Origin of the sequence: Microbacterium ulmi, assembly GCF_011759705.1 — a bacterium.
GTDB lineage: Bacteria > Actinomycetota > Actinomycetes > Actinomycetales > Microbacteriaceae > Microbacterium > Microbacterium ulmi.
In genome coordinates this window covers 2,250,996-2,270,582 of the sequence record NZ_JAAOZF010000001.1, presented here as the reverse complement: position 1 = coordinate 2,270,582, position 19,587 = coordinate 2,250,996, and the positions used below count along the sequence as shown (strand labels likewise).

16 protein-coding genes are annotated in these 19,587 nt (G+C 71.9%); 10 read left to right on the top strand and 6 right to left on the bottom strand.

Features of this window, described 5'->3' with window-relative positions; genetic code table 11:
• A complete protein-coding gene (locus tag FHS08_RS10645; protein ID WP_167038777.1) occupies window positions 1–2,091 on the top strand; it encodes an ABC transporter ATP-binding protein in 2,091 nt (696 codons plus the stop codon).
• A 92-nt stretch (window positions 2,092–2,183) separates the two neighbouring features.
• Complete coding sequence (locus FHS08_RS10640) at window positions 2,184–2,486, top strand: hypothetical protein (RefSeq protein WP_167038775.1); 303 nt, start codon at window positions 2,184–2,186, stop codon at window positions 2,484–2,486.
• Window positions 2,487–2,574: 88 nt separating this feature from the next.
• Here FHS08_RS10640 and FHS08_RS10635 read toward each other — a convergent pair whose 3' ends face one another.
• Window positions 2,575–4,467 (bottom strand): phosphoenolpyruvate carboxykinase (GTP), encoded by a 1,893-nt coding sequence (locus FHS08_RS10635; RefSeq protein ID WP_167038773.1) that lies wholly within the window; start codon window positions 4,465–4,467, stop codon window positions 2,575–2,577.
• A gap of 127 nt (window positions 4,468–4,594) precedes the next feature.
• On the opposite strand from FHS08_RS10635, the gene FHS08_RS10630 reads away from it, so the two are divergent.
• Entirely contained in the window at window positions 4,595–6,037 is a 1,443-nt protein-coding gene (locus tag FHS08_RS10630; RefSeq protein WP_167038771.1) for an XRE family transcriptional regulator, read from the top strand.
• 154 nt (window positions 6,038–6,191) lie between these two features.
• Here the strand turns inward: FHS08_RS10630 and FHS08_RS10625 are convergent, their stop codons facing one another.
• The 4 genes from FHS08_RS10625 to FHS08_RS10610 all read right to left on the bottom strand — a co-directional run bounded on the left by FHS08_RS10625 (window position 6,192) and on the right by FHS08_RS10610 (window position 11,093).
• Window positions 6,192–7,256 (bottom strand): winged helix DNA-binding domain-containing protein, encoded by a 1,065-nt coding sequence (locus tag FHS08_RS10625; protein WP_167038769.1) that lies wholly within the window; start codon window positions 7,254–7,256, stop codon window positions 6,192–6,194.
• A 59-nt stretch (window positions 7,257–7,315) separates the two neighbouring features.
• Window positions 7,316–8,347 (bottom strand): ATP-grasp domain-containing protein, encoded by a 1,032-nt coding sequence (locus tag FHS08_RS10620; protein WP_167038767.1) that lies wholly within the window; start codon window positions 8,345–8,347, stop codon window positions 7,316–7,318.
• Entirely contained in the window at window positions 8,344–9,501 is a 1,158-nt protein-coding gene (gene alr / locus FHS08_RS10615) for an alanine racemase (protein ID WP_167038765.1), read from the bottom strand. The genes FHS08_RS10620 and alr overlap by 4 nt, the downstream gene beginning before the upstream one ends.
• A gap of 122 nt (window positions 9,502–9,623) precedes the next feature.
• Window positions 9,624–11,093 carry an NAD-dependent succinate-semialdehyde dehydrogenase gene (locus tag FHS08_RS10610; RefSeq protein ID WP_167038763.1) on the bottom strand — a complete coding sequence of 490 codons (1,470 nt, stop codon included), beginning with the start codon at window positions 11,091–11,093 and terminating at the stop codon, window positions 9,624–9,626.
• Window positions 11,094–11,280: 187 nt separating this feature from the next.
• Here FHS08_RS10610 and FHS08_RS10605 point away from each other — a divergent pair, with 187 nt between their 5' ends.
• From FHS08_RS10605 to FHS08_RS10575, 7 genes are all read left to right on the top strand, one after another.
• Window positions 11,281–12,078 carry a transglutaminase domain-containing protein gene (locus FHS08_RS10605; RefSeq protein WP_167038761.1) on the top strand — a complete coding sequence of 266 codons (798 nt, stop codon included), beginning with the start codon at window positions 11,281–11,283 and terminating at the stop codon, window positions 12,076–12,078.
• 53 nt (window positions 12,079–12,131) lie between these two features.
• Window positions 12,132–12,686: a hypothetical protein gene (locus tag FHS08_RS10600; RefSeq protein ID WP_167038759.1), complete on the top strand. Its 555-nt coding sequence runs from the start codon at window positions 12,132–12,134 to the stop codon at window positions 12,684–12,686.
• 286 nt (window positions 12,687–12,972) lie between these two features.
• Window positions 12,973–14,094 (top strand): hypothetical protein, encoded by a 1,122-nt coding sequence (locus tag FHS08_RS10595; protein WP_167038757.1) that lies wholly within the window; start codon window positions 12,973–12,975, stop codon window positions 14,092–14,094.
• Between the two features lies 1 nt (window position 14,095).
• Window positions 14,096–15,691 (top strand): hypothetical protein, encoded by a 1,596-nt coding sequence (locus tag FHS08_RS10590; RefSeq protein WP_167038755.1) that lies wholly within the window; start codon window positions 14,096–14,098, stop codon window positions 15,689–15,691.
• 87 nt (window positions 15,692–15,778) lie between these two features.
• Window positions 15,779–16,678: an ABC transporter substrate-binding protein gene (locus FHS08_RS10585; RefSeq protein ID WP_424960795.1), complete on the top strand. Its 900-nt coding sequence runs from the start codon at window positions 15,779–15,781 to the stop codon at window positions 16,676–16,678.
• Between the two features lie 37 nt (window positions 16,679–16,715).
• Window positions 16,716–17,582, top strand: a complete 867-nt coding sequence (locus FHS08_RS10580) for an ABC transporter permease subunit (protein WP_167038753.1) — start codon at window positions 16,716–16,718, stop codon at window positions 17,580–17,582.
• On the top strand, window positions 17,579–18,313 hold the full coding sequence (locus FHS08_RS10575; protein ID WP_167038751.1) for an ATP-binding cassette domain-containing protein: 735 nt from the start codon (window positions 17,579–17,581) through the stop codon (window positions 18,311–18,313). The genes FHS08_RS10580 and FHS08_RS10575 overlap by 4 nt, the downstream gene beginning before the upstream one ends.
• A gap of 240 nt (window positions 18,314–18,553) precedes the next feature.
• On the opposite strand, the gene FHS08_RS10570 is transcribed toward FHS08_RS10575, so the two are convergent.
• Window positions 18,554–19,444: a bifunctional methylenetetrahydrofolate dehydrogenase/methenyltetrahydrofolate cyclohydrolase gene (locus tag FHS08_RS10570; protein ID WP_167038749.1), complete on the bottom strand. Its 891-nt coding sequence runs from the start codon at window positions 19,442–19,444 to the stop codon at window positions 18,554–18,556.
• Window positions 19,445–19,587: the final 143 nt, after the last annotated feature.

The window sequence follows — 19,587 nt, the reverse complement described above, 5'->3', positions numbered from 1 at the left end:
ATGTCCGCAACCTCAGCTCCCGCGCGCTCACGAGGCCGCCGCCGCACGCCCGACGAGGGTCCCCGCGCGAGTCTCAGACAGCTGCTGCCGTTCCTCTTGGAGCACACGCGCGTGCTCCTCGTGGTCGCGGTCCTGAGCATCCTCGGGGCAGGCGCGACGCTTGCGCAGCCCCTCATCGTCGGCCAGGTCGTCGAGCGCGTGCAGAACGACCAGGCCCTGGGCACGCTCGTCTGGGCCGTCGTCGGACTCGTCGTCGTGGCATCCCTCATCTCCGGCTACCAGCACTACCTGCTGCAGCGCACGGGCACGGCGGTCGTCTACTCGTCGCGGCGCAAGCTCATCGGCCGCATCCTGCACCTGCCGATCAGCGAGTTCGACGCGCGCCGCACGGGCGATCTCGTGTCGCGCGTCGGCACGGACACGACCCTCCTGTACGCCGTGCTGACGCAGGGACTCGCCGACGCCGTCGGCAACAGCCTGATCCTCGTCGGGGCCGTCATCGGCATGGCGATCATCGACCCTCTGCTGCTCCTGTCGATCGTCGGCGTCATCGGCCTGTCCGTCGCCGGGGTAGGCCTGCTGAGCGGCCGCATCCGCAAGGCGACGAGCGAGCAGCAGGAGAAGGTGGGCGAGCTCGCTTCGGGCGTCGAGCGGGCGGTCGGGTCGATCCGGACGGTCCGCGCCTCCGGCGCGACGGACCGCGAGGCGGACGCCATCACGGGGCTTGCGACCGACGTCTACGACGTCGGCGTCCGGATCGCGAAGGTCTCGGCGCTCATCGTGCCGGTCGCGGGCATCGCGCTGCAGGTCTCGCTGCTGGTCGTGCTGGGCCTGGGCGGGTTCCGCGTCGCGTCCGGCGCGATCTCCGTCGCCGCGCTCGTCACGTTCGTGATGTTCCTGTTCATGCTCATCGGCCCGCTCGGCTCGTTCTTCGGCGCGATCACGTCCGTGAACCAGGCGCTCGGCGCGCTCGGGCGCATCCAGGAAGTGCTCGACCTGCCGACCGAGGACCAGGAGGATGCCGCGATCGCGGCGCGGATCGCGACTGCGGACGGGGCCCCGGCATCCGATGCCCTCGCCCCGGCGTCCGGCGCCCTCGCCTCGGCGTCGGGCGCCGCCCGATCCGGGCAGGAGCACGCGGCATCCGGACAGCTCGACGTTCCCGCCCCGGATGCCCCGGTCGAGCGGGATGCCGCGGCCCCGCGTCCGGCCCGAGCGGGCCGCGCATCCGCGATCGAGTTCCGCGACGTGCGCTTCCGCTACCCCGAGGCCGTCGTCGAGGCCCGCGCCAGCGCCGAGACCGAGGCCATCGCGGTGCTCGAGAGCGCGCACGTCGACACCTCGACAGTGACGCTGCCGGGGGCACCCGACGGCGACGACCCGGATGCCGCCGCCGAGGCGAACGCCGACGGCGACGTTCTGCGGGGCGTCTCCTTCCGCGTGCCGCGCGGCGCCCGCGTCGCGCTGGTCGGCCCGTCGGGTGCGGGCAAGAGCACGACGCTCGCGCTGATCGAGCGGTTCTACGACCCGACGGAGGGAGCGATCCTCCTCGACGGGGTCGACGTGCGCACCCTCGACCGCGGTGCGCTGCGCGCGCAGCTGGGGTACGTCGAACAGGATGCCCCGACCCTCGCCGGCACGATCGCCGACAACCTGCGGCTCGCCTCCCCCGACGCGACCGACGCCGACTGCGAGCGCGTGCTGCGAGCCGTGAACCTCGGCGAGGTGCTGGAGCGCAACCCGCTCGGCGTCGACGCCCCCGTGGGCGAGGCCGGCGTCATGCTCTCCGGCGGTGAGCGCCAGCGCCTCGCGATCGCACGGGCGCTGCTCGCCGCTCCCCCGATCCTGCTCCTCGACGAGTCGACCTCGTCGCTCGACGGACTCAACGAGCAGCGCATGCGCGACGCGATCGACGCCGTCTCGGCCGGACGGACCCTCATCGTCATCGCGCACCGCCTCTCGACCGTCGTCGACAGCGACCACATCGTCGTGATGGACCACGGCCGCGTCGTCGGTCAGGGAACGCACTCCGAGCTCGTCGACTCGACGCCCCTCTACCGCGACCTCGCGCGGCACCAGCTCCTCGTGTGACGTCGCCTCCTCGGCAGCTAGGTTGTCGTCGTGCCCCTCGCGCGTCGCTAGGTTTGTCGTCGTGCCCCTCGCGCGTCGCTAGGTTTGTCATCGTGCCCCTCGCCCGTCGCCTCGTCGTCATCCTGCTCATGGCCTCGTCGCTCGTGGCCGTCGTCGGCCTCGGCGTCATCGCCGTCGATCTGACCACGCCCGCGACGTTCGGCTGGTTCGCGTATCAGCCGCTCGCACACGCGTCGTTCGTGCCGGGGGCCGTGTCGACCACGGCCCTCGTATGGTCCCTCGTGACCGGTGCGGCGCTGCTCGGCATCGGATTCGCGATCGGATGGCTCGTCGGCGCACGAGGCTCGAGCCGTCCCGCATCGCGGACCTCCGAGCGCGCACGTCGCGATCGGTGACGACCGCACGGGGGATCACGACGATGGATGCCCCGAGCCTCCCGCCTTCGCGAGGCTCGGGGCATCCGCCGCCGGCGCGGTCGGCCGGTCAGTCCCGCTGCGCGCGCTTGAGGCGGTAGCGCAGTGCCGCGAGCTCGGCGTAGAGCGCGGCGGGGACGCGGCCCTCGAACGTCGAGTAGAACTGCTCCGTGAGGTCGGTCTCGGAAAGCCACAGCTCGGGGTCGACGGCGAAGAGCTCGTCGAGGTCCGCCGGGGGCACGTCGATGCCGTCGAGGTTGAGGTCCTCGGCCCGCGGCAGGCGGCCGATGGGGCTGTCGACCGCGGGGACCTTGCCCTCGACACGACGGATGATCCAGTCGATGACGCGCGAGTTGTCGCCGAACCCGGGCCACAGGAAGCGACCGTCCGTGCCCTTGCGGAACCAGTTGACCTGGAAGATCCGCGGGGCCCTGTCGAAGCGCAGCCTCTGCCCGACCGCGAGCCAGTGGCCGAAGTAGTCCGCCATGTTGTAGCCGCAGAACGGGAGCATCGCGAACGGGTCGCGGCGCAGCTCGCCCACCGTCCCCTCGGCTGCGGCGGTGCGCTCCGACGAGATGTTCGAGCCGATGAAGACGCCGTGCGCCCAGTCCGTCGCCTCGACGACGAGCGGGACGTTCGTCGCCCGCCGGCCGCCGAACAGGATCGCGTCGAGCGGCACGCCCTCGGGGGCGTCCCAGTCAGAGGCGATCTGCGGGCACTGCGCGGCGCTCACGGTGAAGCGCGAGTTGGGATGCGCGGCGGGCCGACCGGATGCCGGGGTCCAGGGATTGCCCTCCCAGTCGGTCAGCTCGGCGGGCGGGTCGTCTGTGAGGCCTTCCCACCACACGTCGCCGTCGGGCCGCAGCGCGACGTTCGTGAAGATCGTGTTGCCCCACAGGGTCTCGACCGCCGTGACGTTGGTCGACTCCCCCGTCCCCGGTGCGACGCCGAAGAACCCGGCCTCCGGGTTGATCGCCCACAGGCGCCCGTCCTGGCCGGGGCGCAGCCACGCGATGTCGTCGCCGAGCGTCTCGACGCGCCATCCTGGGATCGTGGGACGCAGCATCGCGAGGTTGGTCTTGCCGCACGCCGAGGGGAACGCGGCCGCGAGGTGGTACGCCTTGCCCTCGGGCGAGACGACCCGGATGAGCAGCATGTGCTCCGCGAGCCACCCCTCGTCGCGGCCGATGACCGACGCGATGCGCAGGGCGAAGCACTTCTTCGCGAGGATCGCGTTGCCGCCGTAGCCCGAGCCGTACGACCACACCTCGAGAGTGTCGGGGAAGTGCACGATGTACTTCTCGTCGTTGCAGGGCCACGCGACGTCCTGCTCCCCCTGCGCGAGAGGAGCGCCGACCGAGTGCACCGTCTTGACCCAGTGGGCGCCGTCGGCGATCTCGCGGACGACGTCCGTGCCGACGCGCGTCATGATGCCGATCGACGCGACGGCGTACGCGCTGTCGGTGACCTGCACGCCGATGTGCGAGAGAGGCCCGCCGACCGGGCCCATCGAGAACGGCACGACGTACATGGTGCGCCCGCGCATCGACCCCGCGAAGACGCGGTGCATCGTCTCGCGCATCTCGACGGGGTCGGCCCAGTTGTTCGTGGGGCCCGCGTCGATCTCGAGCTCGGACGCGATGAAGGTGCGGCCCTCCGTGCGGGCGACGTCGCTCGGATGCGAGCGGGCGAGGTAGGAGCCCGGGCGCCACTCCGGGTTGAGCTTGATGAGCTTGCCCTCGTCGACCTGCTCCTTCAGGAGCGCCTCGTTCTCGGCCCGCGAGCCGTCGACCCAGTGGATGCGTGCGGGCTGCGTCAGCGCGGCGATCTCCTCGACCCATCGCTCGAGCGCCGCCATGCCCTTTCCGGCGATCGACGGACGGGCGCCGTGCGCCTCCGCGGGCCCGGTGATCGGGGCGATCCCGCCGGAAGCGGGTCGTGTGAAGATGTCGGCCAGGGCCATGAGGCGTCCTCTCGGTCGGCGTTGCTCGATGTGGATCCGTCGTGTTCCTCCACTGTGACTCCCTCCTCGACGGAGTTTCCGGTCAGCTCGGGCGCAAATTCCTCAATTCTTTCGCTATTCTCAAGGAATGGCTCCGACCTCGCTCGAACTCTCCACGCTCGGCCATCGCATCCGCCACCAGCGCATCTCGCACGGCTTCACCCTCGACGAGCTCGGCGAGCGGGTGGGTGTCGCGGGCAGCCAACTGAGCCTCATCGAGAACGGCAAGCGCGAGCCCAAGCTCTCGCTCCTGCAGGCGATCGCCGTCGCGACGGGCGTCGAGGTGACCGATCTCCTCTCGTCCGAGCCGCCCAACCGCAGGGCTGCGCTCGAGATCGAGCTCGAGCGGGCGCAGGCCAGCTCCGTGTTCCGGCAGCTCGGCATCCCGCCCGTCAAGGTCACGAAAGGGATGAGCGACGAGACCATCGAGGCGATCCTGGGGCTGCATCGCGAGCTGCAGCGTCGCGAGAGCGAGGCCATCGCCACCCCGGAGGAGGCGCGCCGCGCCAACACCGAGCTGCGCCTGCACATGCGCACGCTCGACAACTACCTCCCCGAGATCGAGAAGCTCGCCGAGAAGCAGCTGCGCGCTGCGGGGCACGTCTCAGGCGCCCTGACGCATCGCACGGTCAGCATCATGGCCGAGCAGCTGGGCTTCGAGCTCATCTACGTCAACGACCTCCCGCACTCCGCCCGGTCGGTCACCGACCTCGAGAACGGCCGGATCTATCTCCCGCCCGCCTCCATCCCCGGCGGGCACGGCCTGCGCTCGATGGCGCTGCAGGCGATGGCGCACCGGCTGCTCGGGCACCAGCGCCCCACCGACTACGCCGACTTCCTGCAGCAGCGGCTCGAGATCAACTACTTCGCGGCATCCTGTCTCATGCCGGAGACGGCATCCGTCGCCTTCCTGTCGCAGCGCAAGAAGGAGCGGGACCTCGCGGTCGAGGACTTCCGCGACGCGTTCGGGGTGACGCACGAGGCCGCGGGGATGCGGATCACGAACCTCGTGACGCATCACTTCGGCATCCCGCTGCACTTCCTGCGCGTCGACGGATCGGGCGCCATCTCGCGCGTGTACGAGAACGACGGACTGCCCGTGCCGATGGATGTCACGGGCGCCGTCGAGGGTCAGATCGTCTGCCGGCGCTTCCTCGCGCGCGCCGCCTTCGAAGAGCAGAACCGCACGACCGAGCACTATCAGTACACCGACACCCCCGCAGGCACGTTCTGGTGCTCGACGCAGACGGGCACGACGTCGGCGGGCGAGTTCTCGATCACCGTCGGCGTCCCGTTCGACGATGCGAAGTGGTTCCGCGGGCGCGAGACGCAGAAGCGGGCGGTCTCGACGTGTCCCGACGAGTCGTGCTGCCGCAGGCCCGCCGCGTCCGTCGCCGAGCGCTGGTCGGGCAAGGCGTGGCCGTCGGCCCGCGTGCACCAGCACATGTTCTCGCCGCTCCCGCGCGGCGCGTTCCCCGGGGTCGACGACGGCGAGGTCTACGCGTTCCTCGACCGGCACGCGCAGGGCTGACGCCTCCCCGGCCGGCTGGTGTGTCCCGCTGAGGCCGGATCCGCGACACCCGCGTCCCTTCCGCCGCAGCCGCGACACCCGGGCGAGCCGGGACCGGCGTCACGCGGCCGCCCGCGCGGCTGGGCGAGGCGGCAACGGATGCCGCGGCCCGGCCTCAGCCCGTGACGAACAGTCGGTATCGCTCGAGTGCCGCCGCGACCTCGACATCCGTCGCGGCGCCGTCGACGAGCGGCTCCGGCACGGGATCGCCCTCGTGCCGGCCGACCGCGAGGGAGTGCAGCCACGTCGCCACGACGACCCCGCGGGCCACGACGATGGGGCGCATCGCGCCGCCCGTCGCGATGAGCGGCACCTGCTCGAGCGCGGCGCAGGCGGGAGAGCGGTCGGCGTACGAGAGGAAGTACTCGTCGAAGGGCGGAAGAGCGACGACCTCGGGAGCCGACGGATGCCGCCGCGGCGGCGACGTCGAGACGTACATGCCGTCCTCGACCTCGGTCACGCGGTGGGCCGCGGCCTCGACGGCACGACGCGCCGTGCCGATCGGCAGCCCCGACCACCACGCGAAGTCGGCTGCCCCGGCGGGGCCGTGGCCGTCGATGTACCGCACGAAGAACTCGGCGAGCGGGTCGGCCGGCGTCGCATGCTCGCGCACCCACTCCTCCGACAGCACGACGTACTGCTCGCGCGTAGGTCCCGAGGCGCGAGCGACGACGGGCCCCTGCACGACGACTCCGCGCACCGACATCGCGTACAGGAGGTGCACTCCGCGCTGCTCGCGCGGGTCGATCCCGAGGCCACGGAAGATGTCGAACAGCTCCGCCCGCGTCAGCCGGTTGCCGCCCGCGAGCGCCCCGCGCACGGCGCGCTCGCTGCGGACCATCTCCTCCTCGCCGAGCCCCAGCATCCGCTGCCGTGACGCGGCCGTGCGGAACTGGCGCTCGCCCGTGAGCGAGAGCACCCACGCGAGGTCGCGCGGCGGGATGACGTGGACCGTGCCGCGCATCGTCCACGACCGGACGAGCTCACCTCGGTCGAACGCGGCGTCGACCGAGGACAGCCGGGGCGATCCCTTCGTACGTGCCGCGAGCGCCCACCGGCCGCCCCAGAACTCCTGGCCCTGCGTCGCGAGCACATGCCCGGCCGCCGCGACGAGGGTCGGCGCAGGCGCGCTGAGGCGGTGCGACCTGAGCCGCTCGGAACGCAGCCTCGCGGCATCCATCCCCCCATCATGGCGGAGCCCGCAGACACGGGCGAGCGCGCGCGTGGGCGCCGTCTGCGTCAGCGTCGACCCGCAGCGGCGAGCGCCGGAGTCGACGCCCGCGCCGCGGCCGCCTCGACGAGAGCATCGAGGAGCTCGTCGTAGCCGACGCCCGCGGCGGCCACGAGCCGCGGGAAGTGCGATGTGCGCCGCAGTCCGGGGATCGTGTTGATCTCGTTGAGGACGGGGCGCCCGTCCTCGTGGAGGAAGAAGTCGATGCGGGCGAGGTCGCGGCATCCGACCGCCGCGAAGCACGCGAAGGCCGCCGCCTGCAGCTCGTCGAGCGCGCGGCCGGGCAGCTCCGCGGGGATCTCGAGGACGGCGCCGCCGCCCTCGTACTTGTGCTCGAAGGTGAATCCCTGGCCGGCCGCATCCGCGGGCAGGTGCAGCAGCGACGCGCCGGATGCGTGCAGACCGCCGTCCGGGTCGGCCCACACCGCGATGCTCACCTCCCGCCCCTCGATCAGGGGCTGGACGAGGGCCGTGGCATCCTGCGCGAAGACGTCGTCGAGCGCGGCGCGCAGGCTCCGTCCGCGAGGGACGACATGCACGCCGATGCTCGATCCGCCGAGATCCGGCTTGACGACGACAGGCCCGTCGTCAGCGACCCGGAGAGCAGCCGACACGAGCCCCGGATCGGCGACGTACGCGGCCCGGTCGAGCGCGCACGTCGGGACGACCCGGACGCCGGCCGTCGCGCACGCGCGAGCCGTCGCGCGCTTGGAGAGCGCTCGGGCGGATGCTGCGGCATCGCATCCGACGAAGCGGATGCCGCGGCGCTCGAGCTCGGCCTGGAGTCCTCCGCCCTCGCCCCACCCGCCGTGGAGCACGGGGAACACGATCGTGCCGTCGGCGACTTCGGAGAGCACCTCGTCCATGCGGAACGACGGCGATCCCGCGCCCCCGATGCGCCAGCCGCCCGCGCGGTCGATGTGCACCTCCACGACGGCGTGCGTCTCCGCGAGGGCCGCCGCGACGTCCCGGCCCGACGCGACCGACACCTCGTGCTCGCTGCTCTCGCCGCCCGACAGGACGAGCACCTGCCGCCTCACGCCGCACGCCCGTCCGACACCCGCTCGACGCGCGCGCCGATGCGCGTGAGCACCTCCTGCGGGATCGTCCCGAGCAGCATCGCCCACTCCGCGAGGGTCGGCTCACCCCGCGACGCCTCTCCGATCAGCACGACCTCGTCGCCGACGCCGACCCCGGCGTCGCCGACGTCGACGACGCACTGGTCCATCGAGACGGCTCCCACGAGCGGATGCCGACGCCCCCGTATGACGACGGTGGAGCCCGGCCAGGCGGAGCGGGGGATGCCGTCCGCGTAGCCGAGCGGCAGCAGAGCGAGGCGCCCGCGGCGCGACGTGCGGTAGCCGCCTCCGTAGCCGACGGACGCTCCCGCGGGCACGTCGCGGAGCTGTGCGACGGAGGTCTCCCATCGGATGCTCGGCGCGAGCCCCAGCGGGCGTGCCGCCACCGGCTCGATGCCGAAGAGGGCCGCGCCGACCCGCACGAGGCCGAGGCGTGCGGCCGGCGCGATGGCGGTCGCGAGCGACGACGCCGCATGGCGCCTGCGCGGTCGGAGGCCGAGGGCTCTCGCCGTCGCCCACGCGGCATCGAGACGCAGAAGCGGATCGGCGAACGACGTCGGATCGTCGTCGGTCGCGCCGAAGTGCGTCCAGACGCCGCGCACGTCGACGCCGTTGCACCGCTCAGCGGCGACCGCGGCCCGAACGAGCGGGCCCCACTCCTCGACCGGGCAGCCCGAGCGGTGCATGCCAGTCTCGACCTCGAGCTCGACGGCCGCGGTCACACCGAGGGAGGAAGCGGCCGCGGCGACCGCCTCCAGCTGGTCCACCGAGGCGCACGAGAGCGCGACGTCCGCGCCGACGGCGTCGGCGAGGGGCGCGCCAGGATGCAGCATCCACGCCAGGACGGGCGCCTCGATGCCGTCGGCCCGCAGCGCGAGCGCCTCGTCGCACGTCGCCACTCCGAGCTCGGACGCACCTCCCGCGAGCGCCGCGCGCGCGACGACGCCCGCGCCGAGGCCGAACCCGTCGGCCTTGACGACCGCCATGAGCGGGGTCGAGGCGAGCGCGCGCATGCGGCGCGTGTTCTCGGCGATCGCGTCGCGCGAGACGACGAGCCGCGACGGGGCGCCGGTCGTCGCCCGTGAGCGGACAGTGGACTGCGGCTTCGTCACCATGCCTCTCACGCTAGGGACGCCCGGGCCCGGCTTCGTCGGTGCGCGGGATGACACGCGTCATCCTCGAGGATGATCCTCGAGCGTCCTCCGCGAGGCCCCGGGACGTCGCCGTCGGAGACGGATCAGAACGGGTTCGGCGTGAGGGTGTACTTCGTCTGCAGGTACTCGTGGATGCCCTCGGCGCCGCCCTCTCGGCCGAGACCGGACGACTTCCACCCGCCGAACGGCGCCGCCGCGTTCGAGACGACACCGACGTTGAGGCCCATCATCCCGGTCTCGAGCCGCTCGATCATGCGCTGCCCGCGCGCGAGGCTCTCCGTGAAGACGTAGGAGACGAGGCCGAACTCGGTGTCGTTCGCGAGGCGCACGGCGTCGTCCTCGTCGTCGAACGGCACGATCGCGAGCACGGGTCCGAAGATCTCCTCGCGCAGGATGTCGCTGCCCGCCTGCACATCGGACACGACGGTCGGCTCGTAGAACGTTCCCGGCCCCTCGATCGCGCTGCCGCCCGTGCGGACGGTCGCGCCGCGGGCGACGGCATCCTGAACCAGCGCCGCCGCCTTCGCGACCGCGCGGTCGTCGATGAGCGGGCCGATCGTGACGCCCTCCTCCGTGCCGCGGCCGATCTTCATCGCCGCGACGCGCTCCGTCACGCGCCGCGCGAACTCGTCGACGACCGACCGCTGCACGATGAAGCGGTTGGCCGCCGTGCACGCCTGGCCGATATTGCGGAACTTCGCGAGCATCGCGCCGTCGACCGCCCTGTCGAGATCGGCGTCGTCGAAGACGATGAAGGGCGCGTTGCCGCCGAGCTCCATCGAGGTGCGGAGGATCCCCTGCGCCGACTGCTCGAGGAGGGTGCGTCCCACCTGGGTCGACCCCGTGAACGAGAGCTTGCGCAGGCGCGGGTCGCGGATGACAGGCTCGGAGACCGCGCCCGACGTCGAGGTCGTGAACACGTTGACGACGCCCGCGGGAAGCCCCGCGTCCTCGAGGAGCTTCGCGAAGTACAGCGTCGTGAGAGGCGTGAGCTCTGCGGGCTTGATGACGACGGTGCAGCCCGCCGCGAGCGCCGGGGCGATCTTCCGAGTCGCCATCGCGAGCGGGAAGTTCCACGGCGTGATGAGGAAGCACGGCCCGACGGGATGCTGCGACACGATCATGCGGCCCGTGCCCTCGGGGCTGGGCCCGTAGCGGCCCTGGACGCGGGAGGCCTCCTCGCTGAACCACCGCAGGAACTCACCGCCGTAGGCGACCTCTCCGCGCGCTTCGGCGAGGGGCTTGCCCATCTCGATCGTCATGAGGAGCGCGAACTCCTCCCTGCGCTCCTGGAGCAGGTCGAATGCGCGGCGCAGCAGCTCGGCACGCTCGCGCGGCGCCGTCCTGGCCCACGCCGGGAACGCGGCATCGGCGGCGGCGAGAGCGGCCATGCCGTCGGCGGGCGACGCGTTCGCGATCTCCTTGACGACCCCTCCGGTCGCGGGATCGTAGACCTTGAGCGTCCTGCCCTCCTCGGCGGGGCGCCATTCGCCTCCGATGAAGAGCCCGTCGGGCACGGAGGACAGCAGCTGGGTCTCGCGGTTGTCGGTCATCTGGACTCCCTCGTCACGGCGGATCGCGGCATCCGCCCACACATCGTATACGATCTTGCCGTCTTCACGGCGGTTCCATTCTCGTCCGCGGCGCCGTCGGTGATCTCTGGCCTCAGCGGCCAGCATGGCGGGCTCGCGTCGCCGCGGCGTACACCCGGCCGCATCCGATCCGTGCGACGCTGGGACGGTGAAACGCAATGTCTCGAGCCGTATCGTCCTGGACGTCACCGCGCCGTCCGACCTCGTCTTCGCCATCGCGGTCAGCGGGCAGTACGAACGCGTCCGCGAGACCTTCACGGCGACGCTCGACGGGTCGCCCCTCCCGCCCCGGGAGGTGCTCGCTCCCCTCAGCACGCGGCTGCACCGACTCGACGCGGGCGTCGGCCGGCTCGTCGTCGAGTACGAGGCCGAGGTCCACGGGACGGCGGCGCCGCTGACCGGCGGCGAGCACGACCGCCTGCTCGCCCAGCTGCCGAGCCGGTACGCCGAGTCCGACACGCTCCTGCCGACGGCGCTCGCCGAGTTCGGCGGCATCGCCGAGCCTGCAGACCTCCTCGCCGCGGTGTCGTCGTGGGTCGGGACGCATCTGTCGTACGTCCCAGGCGCCTCCCTCCCGACAGACGGAGCCGTGCGGACACTGCTCGCCCGGAGGGGCGTCTGCCGCGACTACGCGCACTTGTGCGTCGCGCTGCTGCGCGCCATGGGCGTGCCGGCGCGCCTGGTCTCGGTGTATGCGCCGGGGCTGCAGCCGATGGACTTCCACGCCGTCGCCGAGGCGTGGGTCGAGGGCGGATGGCGCGCCGTCGACGCGACGGCCCTCGCTCCGCGCTCGACGCTCGTGCGCATCGCGACGGGGCGGGATGCCGCGGACACGGCCTTCCTCACGACGATCTCGGGAGGGGCGAACCTCCTCGAGCTCACGGTCACCGCGATCGCGGACGAACTCCCCGGAGACGACCTGACGACGCTCGTGTCGATCGGCTGAGCGCACTCGCACCGGTTCTGGCCTCGGGCGGCGACCCGTGTCACGCTAGGCGTATGAAGACCTGGCTCGTGCGGTTCGTCTCGCTCTACGTGTTCAACGTCGTCGTGCTTCTGCTCATGGGGGTGCTCCCCGGCGTGACAGTCGACTGGTCGGCGCTGTGGGCGAGCGTGATCCTCACCGCCGCGACGATCTGGCTCAAGCCCGCCGTGACGAAGTGGTTCGCCGGCATGGCCGCGAAGTCGGCGGACCAGCGCACGAAGACGGGAGAGAAGCTCGTGCAGTTCGGGCTCGTCCTGGTCGTCGAGCTCATCATCTGGCTCCTCGTCGTCTGGTTCAGCGGCGTCCAGGTCCGCGGAGTCTTCTGGGGCTGGATCCTCCCCCCGTTCGCGCTGCTGCTCGCATGGATCATCTACGACGCGATCGACGACCGAGTGCATGCCCGGGCCGGCGCACTGTACGACCGCGCGGAGGCGGGCATCCGCGGAGGGAAGACCCCGGATGCCGCGGCCGCCCCGCCCTCGTCCGAGTCGCGCGCCGCGCAGCAGGAGCTGCAGGACGGGCTCACCGCCGAGCAGCGCAGAATGCTCGACGACCTCGGCAAGAGCTGAGGCCGATCGCGCGCAGGACCATCGCGGGGCGGAGACGCCGCGCGGGCGGCACCGCATCGCGGGGCCGGGCCGCCGCGCGAGGACCGCGCCGCGGCGGGAGCGCGCGCGAGCGTCGATCCCCGCCCTGTCGCCCGTGCGGCCGCGGGCGTAGGGTGTCCGCACAAGAGCACTCCCCCGCCGGCACACGCCGGGTATCACGAGTCCTCGCGCGCCCTCTCCCTCATGACGCGTGGCCTCGGTGATCGCGGCGGCCGCGCGTCCGATCCCTCGAAGGAAGGGAGCCGCGATGTGGCGTTCCGTTCTCCTGCACGAGTTCCCGGGTCGCAGCATCCGTGAGTTCCAGTCGATCGGCGGTGCGGCCACGGCCGCGTCGCAGGCCTTGACGCTGGAGCCGGATGCGTCGTCCCGCCGCTTCGTGCTGCCGCTGCTCGCGGGGCAGCTCTTCGAGTTCGTGCCCGCGGTTCCGCTCCGGCAGATCGTCGGCGTGAGCATGCGGGTGCGGCTCACGGGCAGCGTCGCGGGCTTCGTGTCGACCGCGCTGTTCCGGCTGTCCGCGGGCGTCGAGCTGGACCTGCTCATCCGCAGACCCGTCTTCGGACCGTCGAAGCCCACGGATGCCGCGGTGCGCGTGGGGGGTGCCGGAGCGGCGTTCGCGAGCTCGGTGCCCGCGCTCGGGCGGCCCGTCGACGTCCGGCTCGACTGGCACACGAGCGGACAGGCCCGCCTGTGGGCCGACGGCCGGCTCGTCGGATACCACAACGCCCTCGCGCCGGGGTCGGTGCTGGAGATCGATCGTGTCGCGTTCGGGCTTCCGGGCCCCCAGCCCGAGGAGTTCGACAGACTCGCCCGCCGGTTCACGGTGCGGCGCGTCTTCGTGCGGGCGCTCGCGCGACCCGACACGATGGCCGCCGTCGTGCGGGCCCTCCCGAAGTCCGAGCCGACGGTCGACGACCTGCTCATCAAGTGCCGGTTCATCGCGCGCGACAACGTGCTCGCGACGGTCGATCGGCTGCGGGCCTTCATGGCGCTCGCGCATCAGACGCTCACGCAGCCGTGGAGCGCGCCGGACGGCCCTGCATCGGGCCCGTTCCAGCCTGCCGCGGTCGAGGCGCACGCTCTCGCGACGGCCGCAGGCGCCGCGTTCTCCGACTTCCTGCGGCGACCCGACTCGGCGGACGCGGCATCCTTCCTCGATCCGTTCGAGGCGTTCCTGCGCATCCTGCACGACACGCTGCCGGCGCAGTTCGCCTCCCTCGCCGCCGATCTGCGCGACCGTCCCGTCGTGCCGGACGAGTGCCGCCTCGTCATGGAGAAGGCGCTCGACCCGCTGCGCGGCGAGTTCGCGCCCCTCATCGACCTGCTCACCGCGGCATCCGACCGCGTGCGCGCCATTGCGGAAGGAGCCTGACATGGCCGACCTCCCCCGTCTGAAGCGGTTCGCGGCCGACCACGCCTTCGGGCTCACGGCGCCCCTGACAGCGGAGCAGGTGCGCACGCTCGCGGAGTACTGGCTGCCGAACCTCAACTTCCACGAGGACGAGCGATTCCACCCGATCGCGCTCGCCGATCGCTTCGACATGGTGAAGGCGCGGCTCGACGAGCTGCCGCCCGACGTGCGCGAGCAGTGGCGCGTCGGCATCCACGAGCGGGGGCCCGGAGGGATCGCCGTGCGCGTGCCGCACGATCCGCCCGTCCTGTACGACCCCGACGGCGTCGCGCCGTCCTCGGTCGGGAACACGCAGACCTTCCGCAAGGTGCGCAGGATCATCGCGGAGGGGGAAGCAGCGCGGGCGGCGATGGCGGATGCCGCAGTCGACGGCGACGCCTTCGTCTCCAGCGGCGCCTCCTTCTCCTTCGCGAACGAGCACTTCGGCTCGACCGACCTCCTGCTGGGCGGAAACAACGCGGTGCCGGGCAACCCCTGGGTGCCGCGCGCGACCGAGCCGGCGCCCGGCGGCGCACCGGGAGAGGTGCGCCCGCGCATGACCGTGCTCGCGCAGTACGTGAACCTCCTCGACGTGCTCCGATACGACGTGCTCGTGTCGGAGGCCGACGCGGATCCCGCGGCGGAGGACTATCCGCCCGACGCCATGCGGCGCGACTTCGACCTCTCCGAAGGCCTCCTCCGGCACGACCCCGACGACGACCCCACGATGCCGCCCCTGCAGCGATTCCAGATCGACGAGAAGCGGCGCGAGCTCATCCTGTCCCTCATCGAGGCGGAGAACGCGGGGCAGTCCCTCCCTCCGCTTCCGCCGGGCTGGACGCTCGACGGCAAGAGCTGGCGCGTCATCGTCGAGCACGCGTTCCTCGAGTACTCGTTCCTCTATGCGTACAACGACTTCGAGCGATGGCAGACCGCGATCTTCGACAACGAGCACGAGGGTGACGACGAGGGATGCTGTCTCGTGTTCCATCGGCGCGAGATGAACCTCGCCGCGCAGGGCGACATCCGTCGCGCGCATCCCCTCGCGATCATCACGTCGGTGCACGAGGAGTACCAGGATGCCGACCTCTTCCAGCGCATCCCGTCACCCGCGGCCGGCGGCGGGCTCGGCCGCGACGGCGTCGACCTCGACGTCTTCATCGCGGGCGGCAGCCATGCCACCTACCTCACGCCGGGCACGCACGATCTCGTCGACTACCAGGACTACTGGGGGTACGTCGACGAGAACGACCTGTGGATCCTCGCCCCGCTCGTGCTGCCGATCTCGATCATCCTCGCGATCCTGGAGCACTTCATCGACACGGAGGACTTCACGTCGGAGGAGGGCGTGCACGGCGGACCCGGCATCCCCGACACCGACCCGCAGGGGGTCGCGACGCACGTGCTGACGATCCCGACGTCGGAAGCAGAGCACGTCTACGACGGTGCGCACGACGACCTGCTGCTCCTGCGCGCCTATCCGGGAAAGTGGGGCGGGCACGACGGCACGGTCGATGTGAGCCCCGGCTTCCCGCCCAAGACGAGGCGGTTCCTGAAGAGGCTCCTCAAGAACCTCTGAGCGCCGCGACGGCTCGCCGTGACGGCTCGCCGTAACAAAACGACCATTGATGGCCCGACCCCACCGTCCGGGCGGGAAGATGGACGGATGGCGACCGCCGCGCAGCACGCGCGGTCGCACCCCGAACCGGAGGCATCCATGTCGCGTCCTGCCCTGCGCACCGCCGTCGCCGCGTCCCTCGTGGCCGCCGCCCTGCTTCTGGGAGGCTGCGCCTCCCCGTCGACGGCGGGAGGCGATGCGGCGTCGACCGAGGACGAAGGGTACGTCACGCCCGGGAAGCTCACGATCGCGACGGGCGAGACGGCGTACTACCCGTATGTCATCGACGACGAACCCGAGTCCGGGGAGGGCTTCGAGGCGGCCGTCGCCTACGCCGTCGCCGACGAGCTGGGATTCGACCAGGACGACGTCGTGTGGGTGCGCACGAGCTTCGAGTCGGCGATCGCGCCAGGGCCGAAGAGCTTCGACTTCAACATCCAGCAGTACACGATCACCGACGAGCGCAAGCAGGCCGTCGACTTCTCGTCGCCGTACTACGCGGCGAGCCAGGCCGTCGTGGCGATCGAGGGCGGCGCCGCGGACGGCGTCACGACCCTCGACGGCCTCAAGGGTCTGACCCTCGGCGCGATGTCGGGCTCCACGAGCGCGACGACGATCGACGAGGCGGTCCACCCCGACGTCGAGCCGCTGCTCTACGGCTCGAACGAGGACGCCGTCGCGGCGCTCAAGGCGGGACAGATCGACGCGATCGTGCTCGACCTGCCGACCGCGTACTACGCGACCGGCGTCTACATCGAGGACTCGTTCATCGTCGGCGAACTGCCCCCGGCCGGCGTGCCCGACGAGTGGGGGCTCCTCCTCGCGAAGGACTCTCCGCTGACCGAGAAGGTCACGGCGGCCCTCGACAAGCTGCGCGCCGACGGCACGCTCGACGAGATCACCGACAAGTGGCTCGGCTCGGGCCAGGGCGTGACGCTGCTGAAGTGAGGCGCCCCGCCGAAGCGCGGTCCGGTACCGTCAACCCGTGACCCTGCATCAGCCCGGCGCCGCCACGCATGAGCCCAGTGCGCTCGAGCTCGACCGGCGCGCCTATCGCAGGCGTCAGTCGCAGCGGTCGGTCCTCGTCGCGATCGCCTCGACGATCGCCTTCGGGATGCTCGCATGGGTGTTCGTCTTCAACACGGACGGCTGGTCGGCGGTCCAGCGATCCTTCTTCGACCCCGAGGTCGCGCTGCAGGCGCTCCCGAGAGTATGGAGCGGGTTCCTCCTGAACCTGCAGGTGCTGGGCTGGTCCGTCATCACGGTGAGCGTCTTCGCGCTCCTGATCGCGCTTCTGCGGACGCTTCGCGGAGCCGTCTTCTTCCCCGTGCGTGTCGTCGCGGCCGTCTACACCGACCTGTTCCGCGGGCTCCCGTTCATCATCGTGCTGTACCTGTTCGGCTTCGGCCTCCCCACGATCCTGAACACCCGCATCCCTCCCGTCGTGCTCGGCGTCATCGCCGTGACGCTCACCTACTCGGCCTATGTCGCCGAGGTGATCCGCGCGGGCATCGAGGCGGTGCATCCGTCGCAGCGGCTCGCCGCCCGCGCCCTCGGCCTCGGCTACGTGCAGACGCTGCGACGCGTCGTGCTGCCGCAGGCGCTGCGCAAGGTGACGCCCCCGCTCATGAACGACTTCATCTCGATGCAGAAGGATGTCGGTCTCGTCTCGATCCTCGGTGCGATCGACGCCGTCGCCGCCGCGAGATCCGTCTCCTCGCTCACGTACAACTTCACGCCCTACGTCGTCGCGGGCATCCTGTTCGTCCTGCTCGCGATCCCGACGATCCGCCTCACGGACTGGTACACGGCGCGGCTGCGCGAGCGCGAGCAGGCGGGATCGGTCCTGTGAGCGCCCTGCTGCGTGCGGAGGGGCTGTGGAAGTCCTTCGCGGGCAGGCCCGTCCTCCGGGGGGTCGACCTGACGCTGGACGCGCATGAGGTCGTCGCGCTCATCGGGTCGAGCGGATCGGGCAAGTCGACGCTGCTGCGCTGCCTCAATCTTCTCGAGCCGATCGACGACGGGCGGATCGTGCTCGGAGACGAGGACATCTCGGACCCCCGCATCGACGCCAACCGGATCCGCTCGCGCCTGGGCATCGTCTTCCAGAGCTACAACCTGTTCCCGCACCTCTCCGTGCTCGACAACGTCGCGCTCGCCTCGCGCGTCGTGCGACGGATGCCGCGCGCCGACGCCGACGCGCGAGGGCTGGCTCTCCTCGATCGTGTGGGACTCGCCGACAAGGCGAAGGAGCACCCCGACCGGCTCTCGGGCGGGCAGCAGCAGCGCGCCGCGATCGCCCGCGCGATCGCGACGGAGCCGGAGGTGCTGCTGCTCGACGAGATCACCTCGGCCCTGGACCCCGAGCTCGTCGGCGAGGTGCTCGAGCTCGTCCGCGACCTCGCGCACGAGGGGACGACGATCCTCATGGCGACGCACGAGATGGCGTTCGCGCGGGATGTCGCGCACCGGGTGGCATTCCTCGACGGCGGGACGATCGTCGAGGAGGGTCCGCCCGGCGCGATCTTCTCGGCGCCGCGCGAAGAGCGCACGCGCGCGTTCCTCACACGTTTCACGACGTAGCCCCCTCGCGGCCCGCGTCGGCTCGTCGTCCGCGCGCTCAGCCGGACGCGCGGCCCGCGGCATCCCGCGCCCCCGGACGAGAATGTGCGGCAATCGGTCGCCTCATGGGCCACGATGCGACCACCACTGACACCTTCACGACGGCGCCCAACGAGATTGTGCGGCAGCTGGTCGCCTCGGGGGCGCGCAGGCGACCAGCTGCGACGCATTCTAGGGCCGGGACTCCCGACAGGGATGCCGCTACGTCGAGAGCGCGCGCTCGGCTGCCTCGACGACGTTCGAGACGAGCATCGCGCGGGTCATCGGCCCCACCCCGCCGGGGTTCGGCGACAGCCAGCCGGCGACCTCTGCGACCGCGGGGTCGACGTCGCCGGCGAGCCTGGCCCTGCCCGACTCGGTCGTTCCGACCCGAGTGACGCCGACGTCGAGCACGGCCGCGCCGGGCTTGATCCAGTCGGCCTGCACGAGGTGCGGCTGCCCGACGGCGGCCACGACGATGTCGGCGCGACGCACCTCCGCGGGGAGGTCGACCGTGCGGGAGTGGGTCAGGGTCACGGTCGCGTCCGTGCCCTTGCGCGTGAGCAGCAGGCCGAGCGGCCGCCCGACCGTGATGCCGCGGCCGATGACCGTGACATGCCTCCCCGCGATCGCGACGTCGTGCCGCCGCAGCAGCTCGATGATGCCCGCGGGCGTGCACGGCAGCGGAGCGTCGACCGCCGCAGAGGGGTCGACGCCGAGCACGAGCCGGCCGAGGTTCGTCGGGTGCAGGCCGTCGGCGTCCTTCGCAGGGTCGATCAGCTCGAGGATCGCGTTCTCGTCGATCCCCGCCGGCAGCGGCAGCTGCACGATGAAGCCCGTCACGGCGGGGTCCTCGTTCAGGCGGCGCACGGCATCCGCGATCTCCTCCTGAGAGGCGGATGCGGGCAGCTCGACCGAGATCGACGAGACGCCGACCTCGGCGCAGTCGCGATGCTTGCCCGTCACGTACGAGCGCGACGCGGGATCGTCGCCGACCAGCAGCGTCCCGAGCCCCGGGACGACGCCGCGCTCGGCGAGGGCCGCGACCCGCTCCTTGAGCTCCGTCTTGATCGCGGCGGCGGTGGCGTTGCCGTCGAGCGTGAGTGCTGTCATGTGTGTGCTCCTTGCCGGTTGGGAGACCCCGTCGAAAGACCCCGCGCCGCCGGGCTTCTCACGTTCCGAGTGGTCTCTCGCGGGTCCGTCGAGTGCGGGTGGGGATGGTGCCGCGCACGGGTGAGAGGATGCCTCGGCTCGGC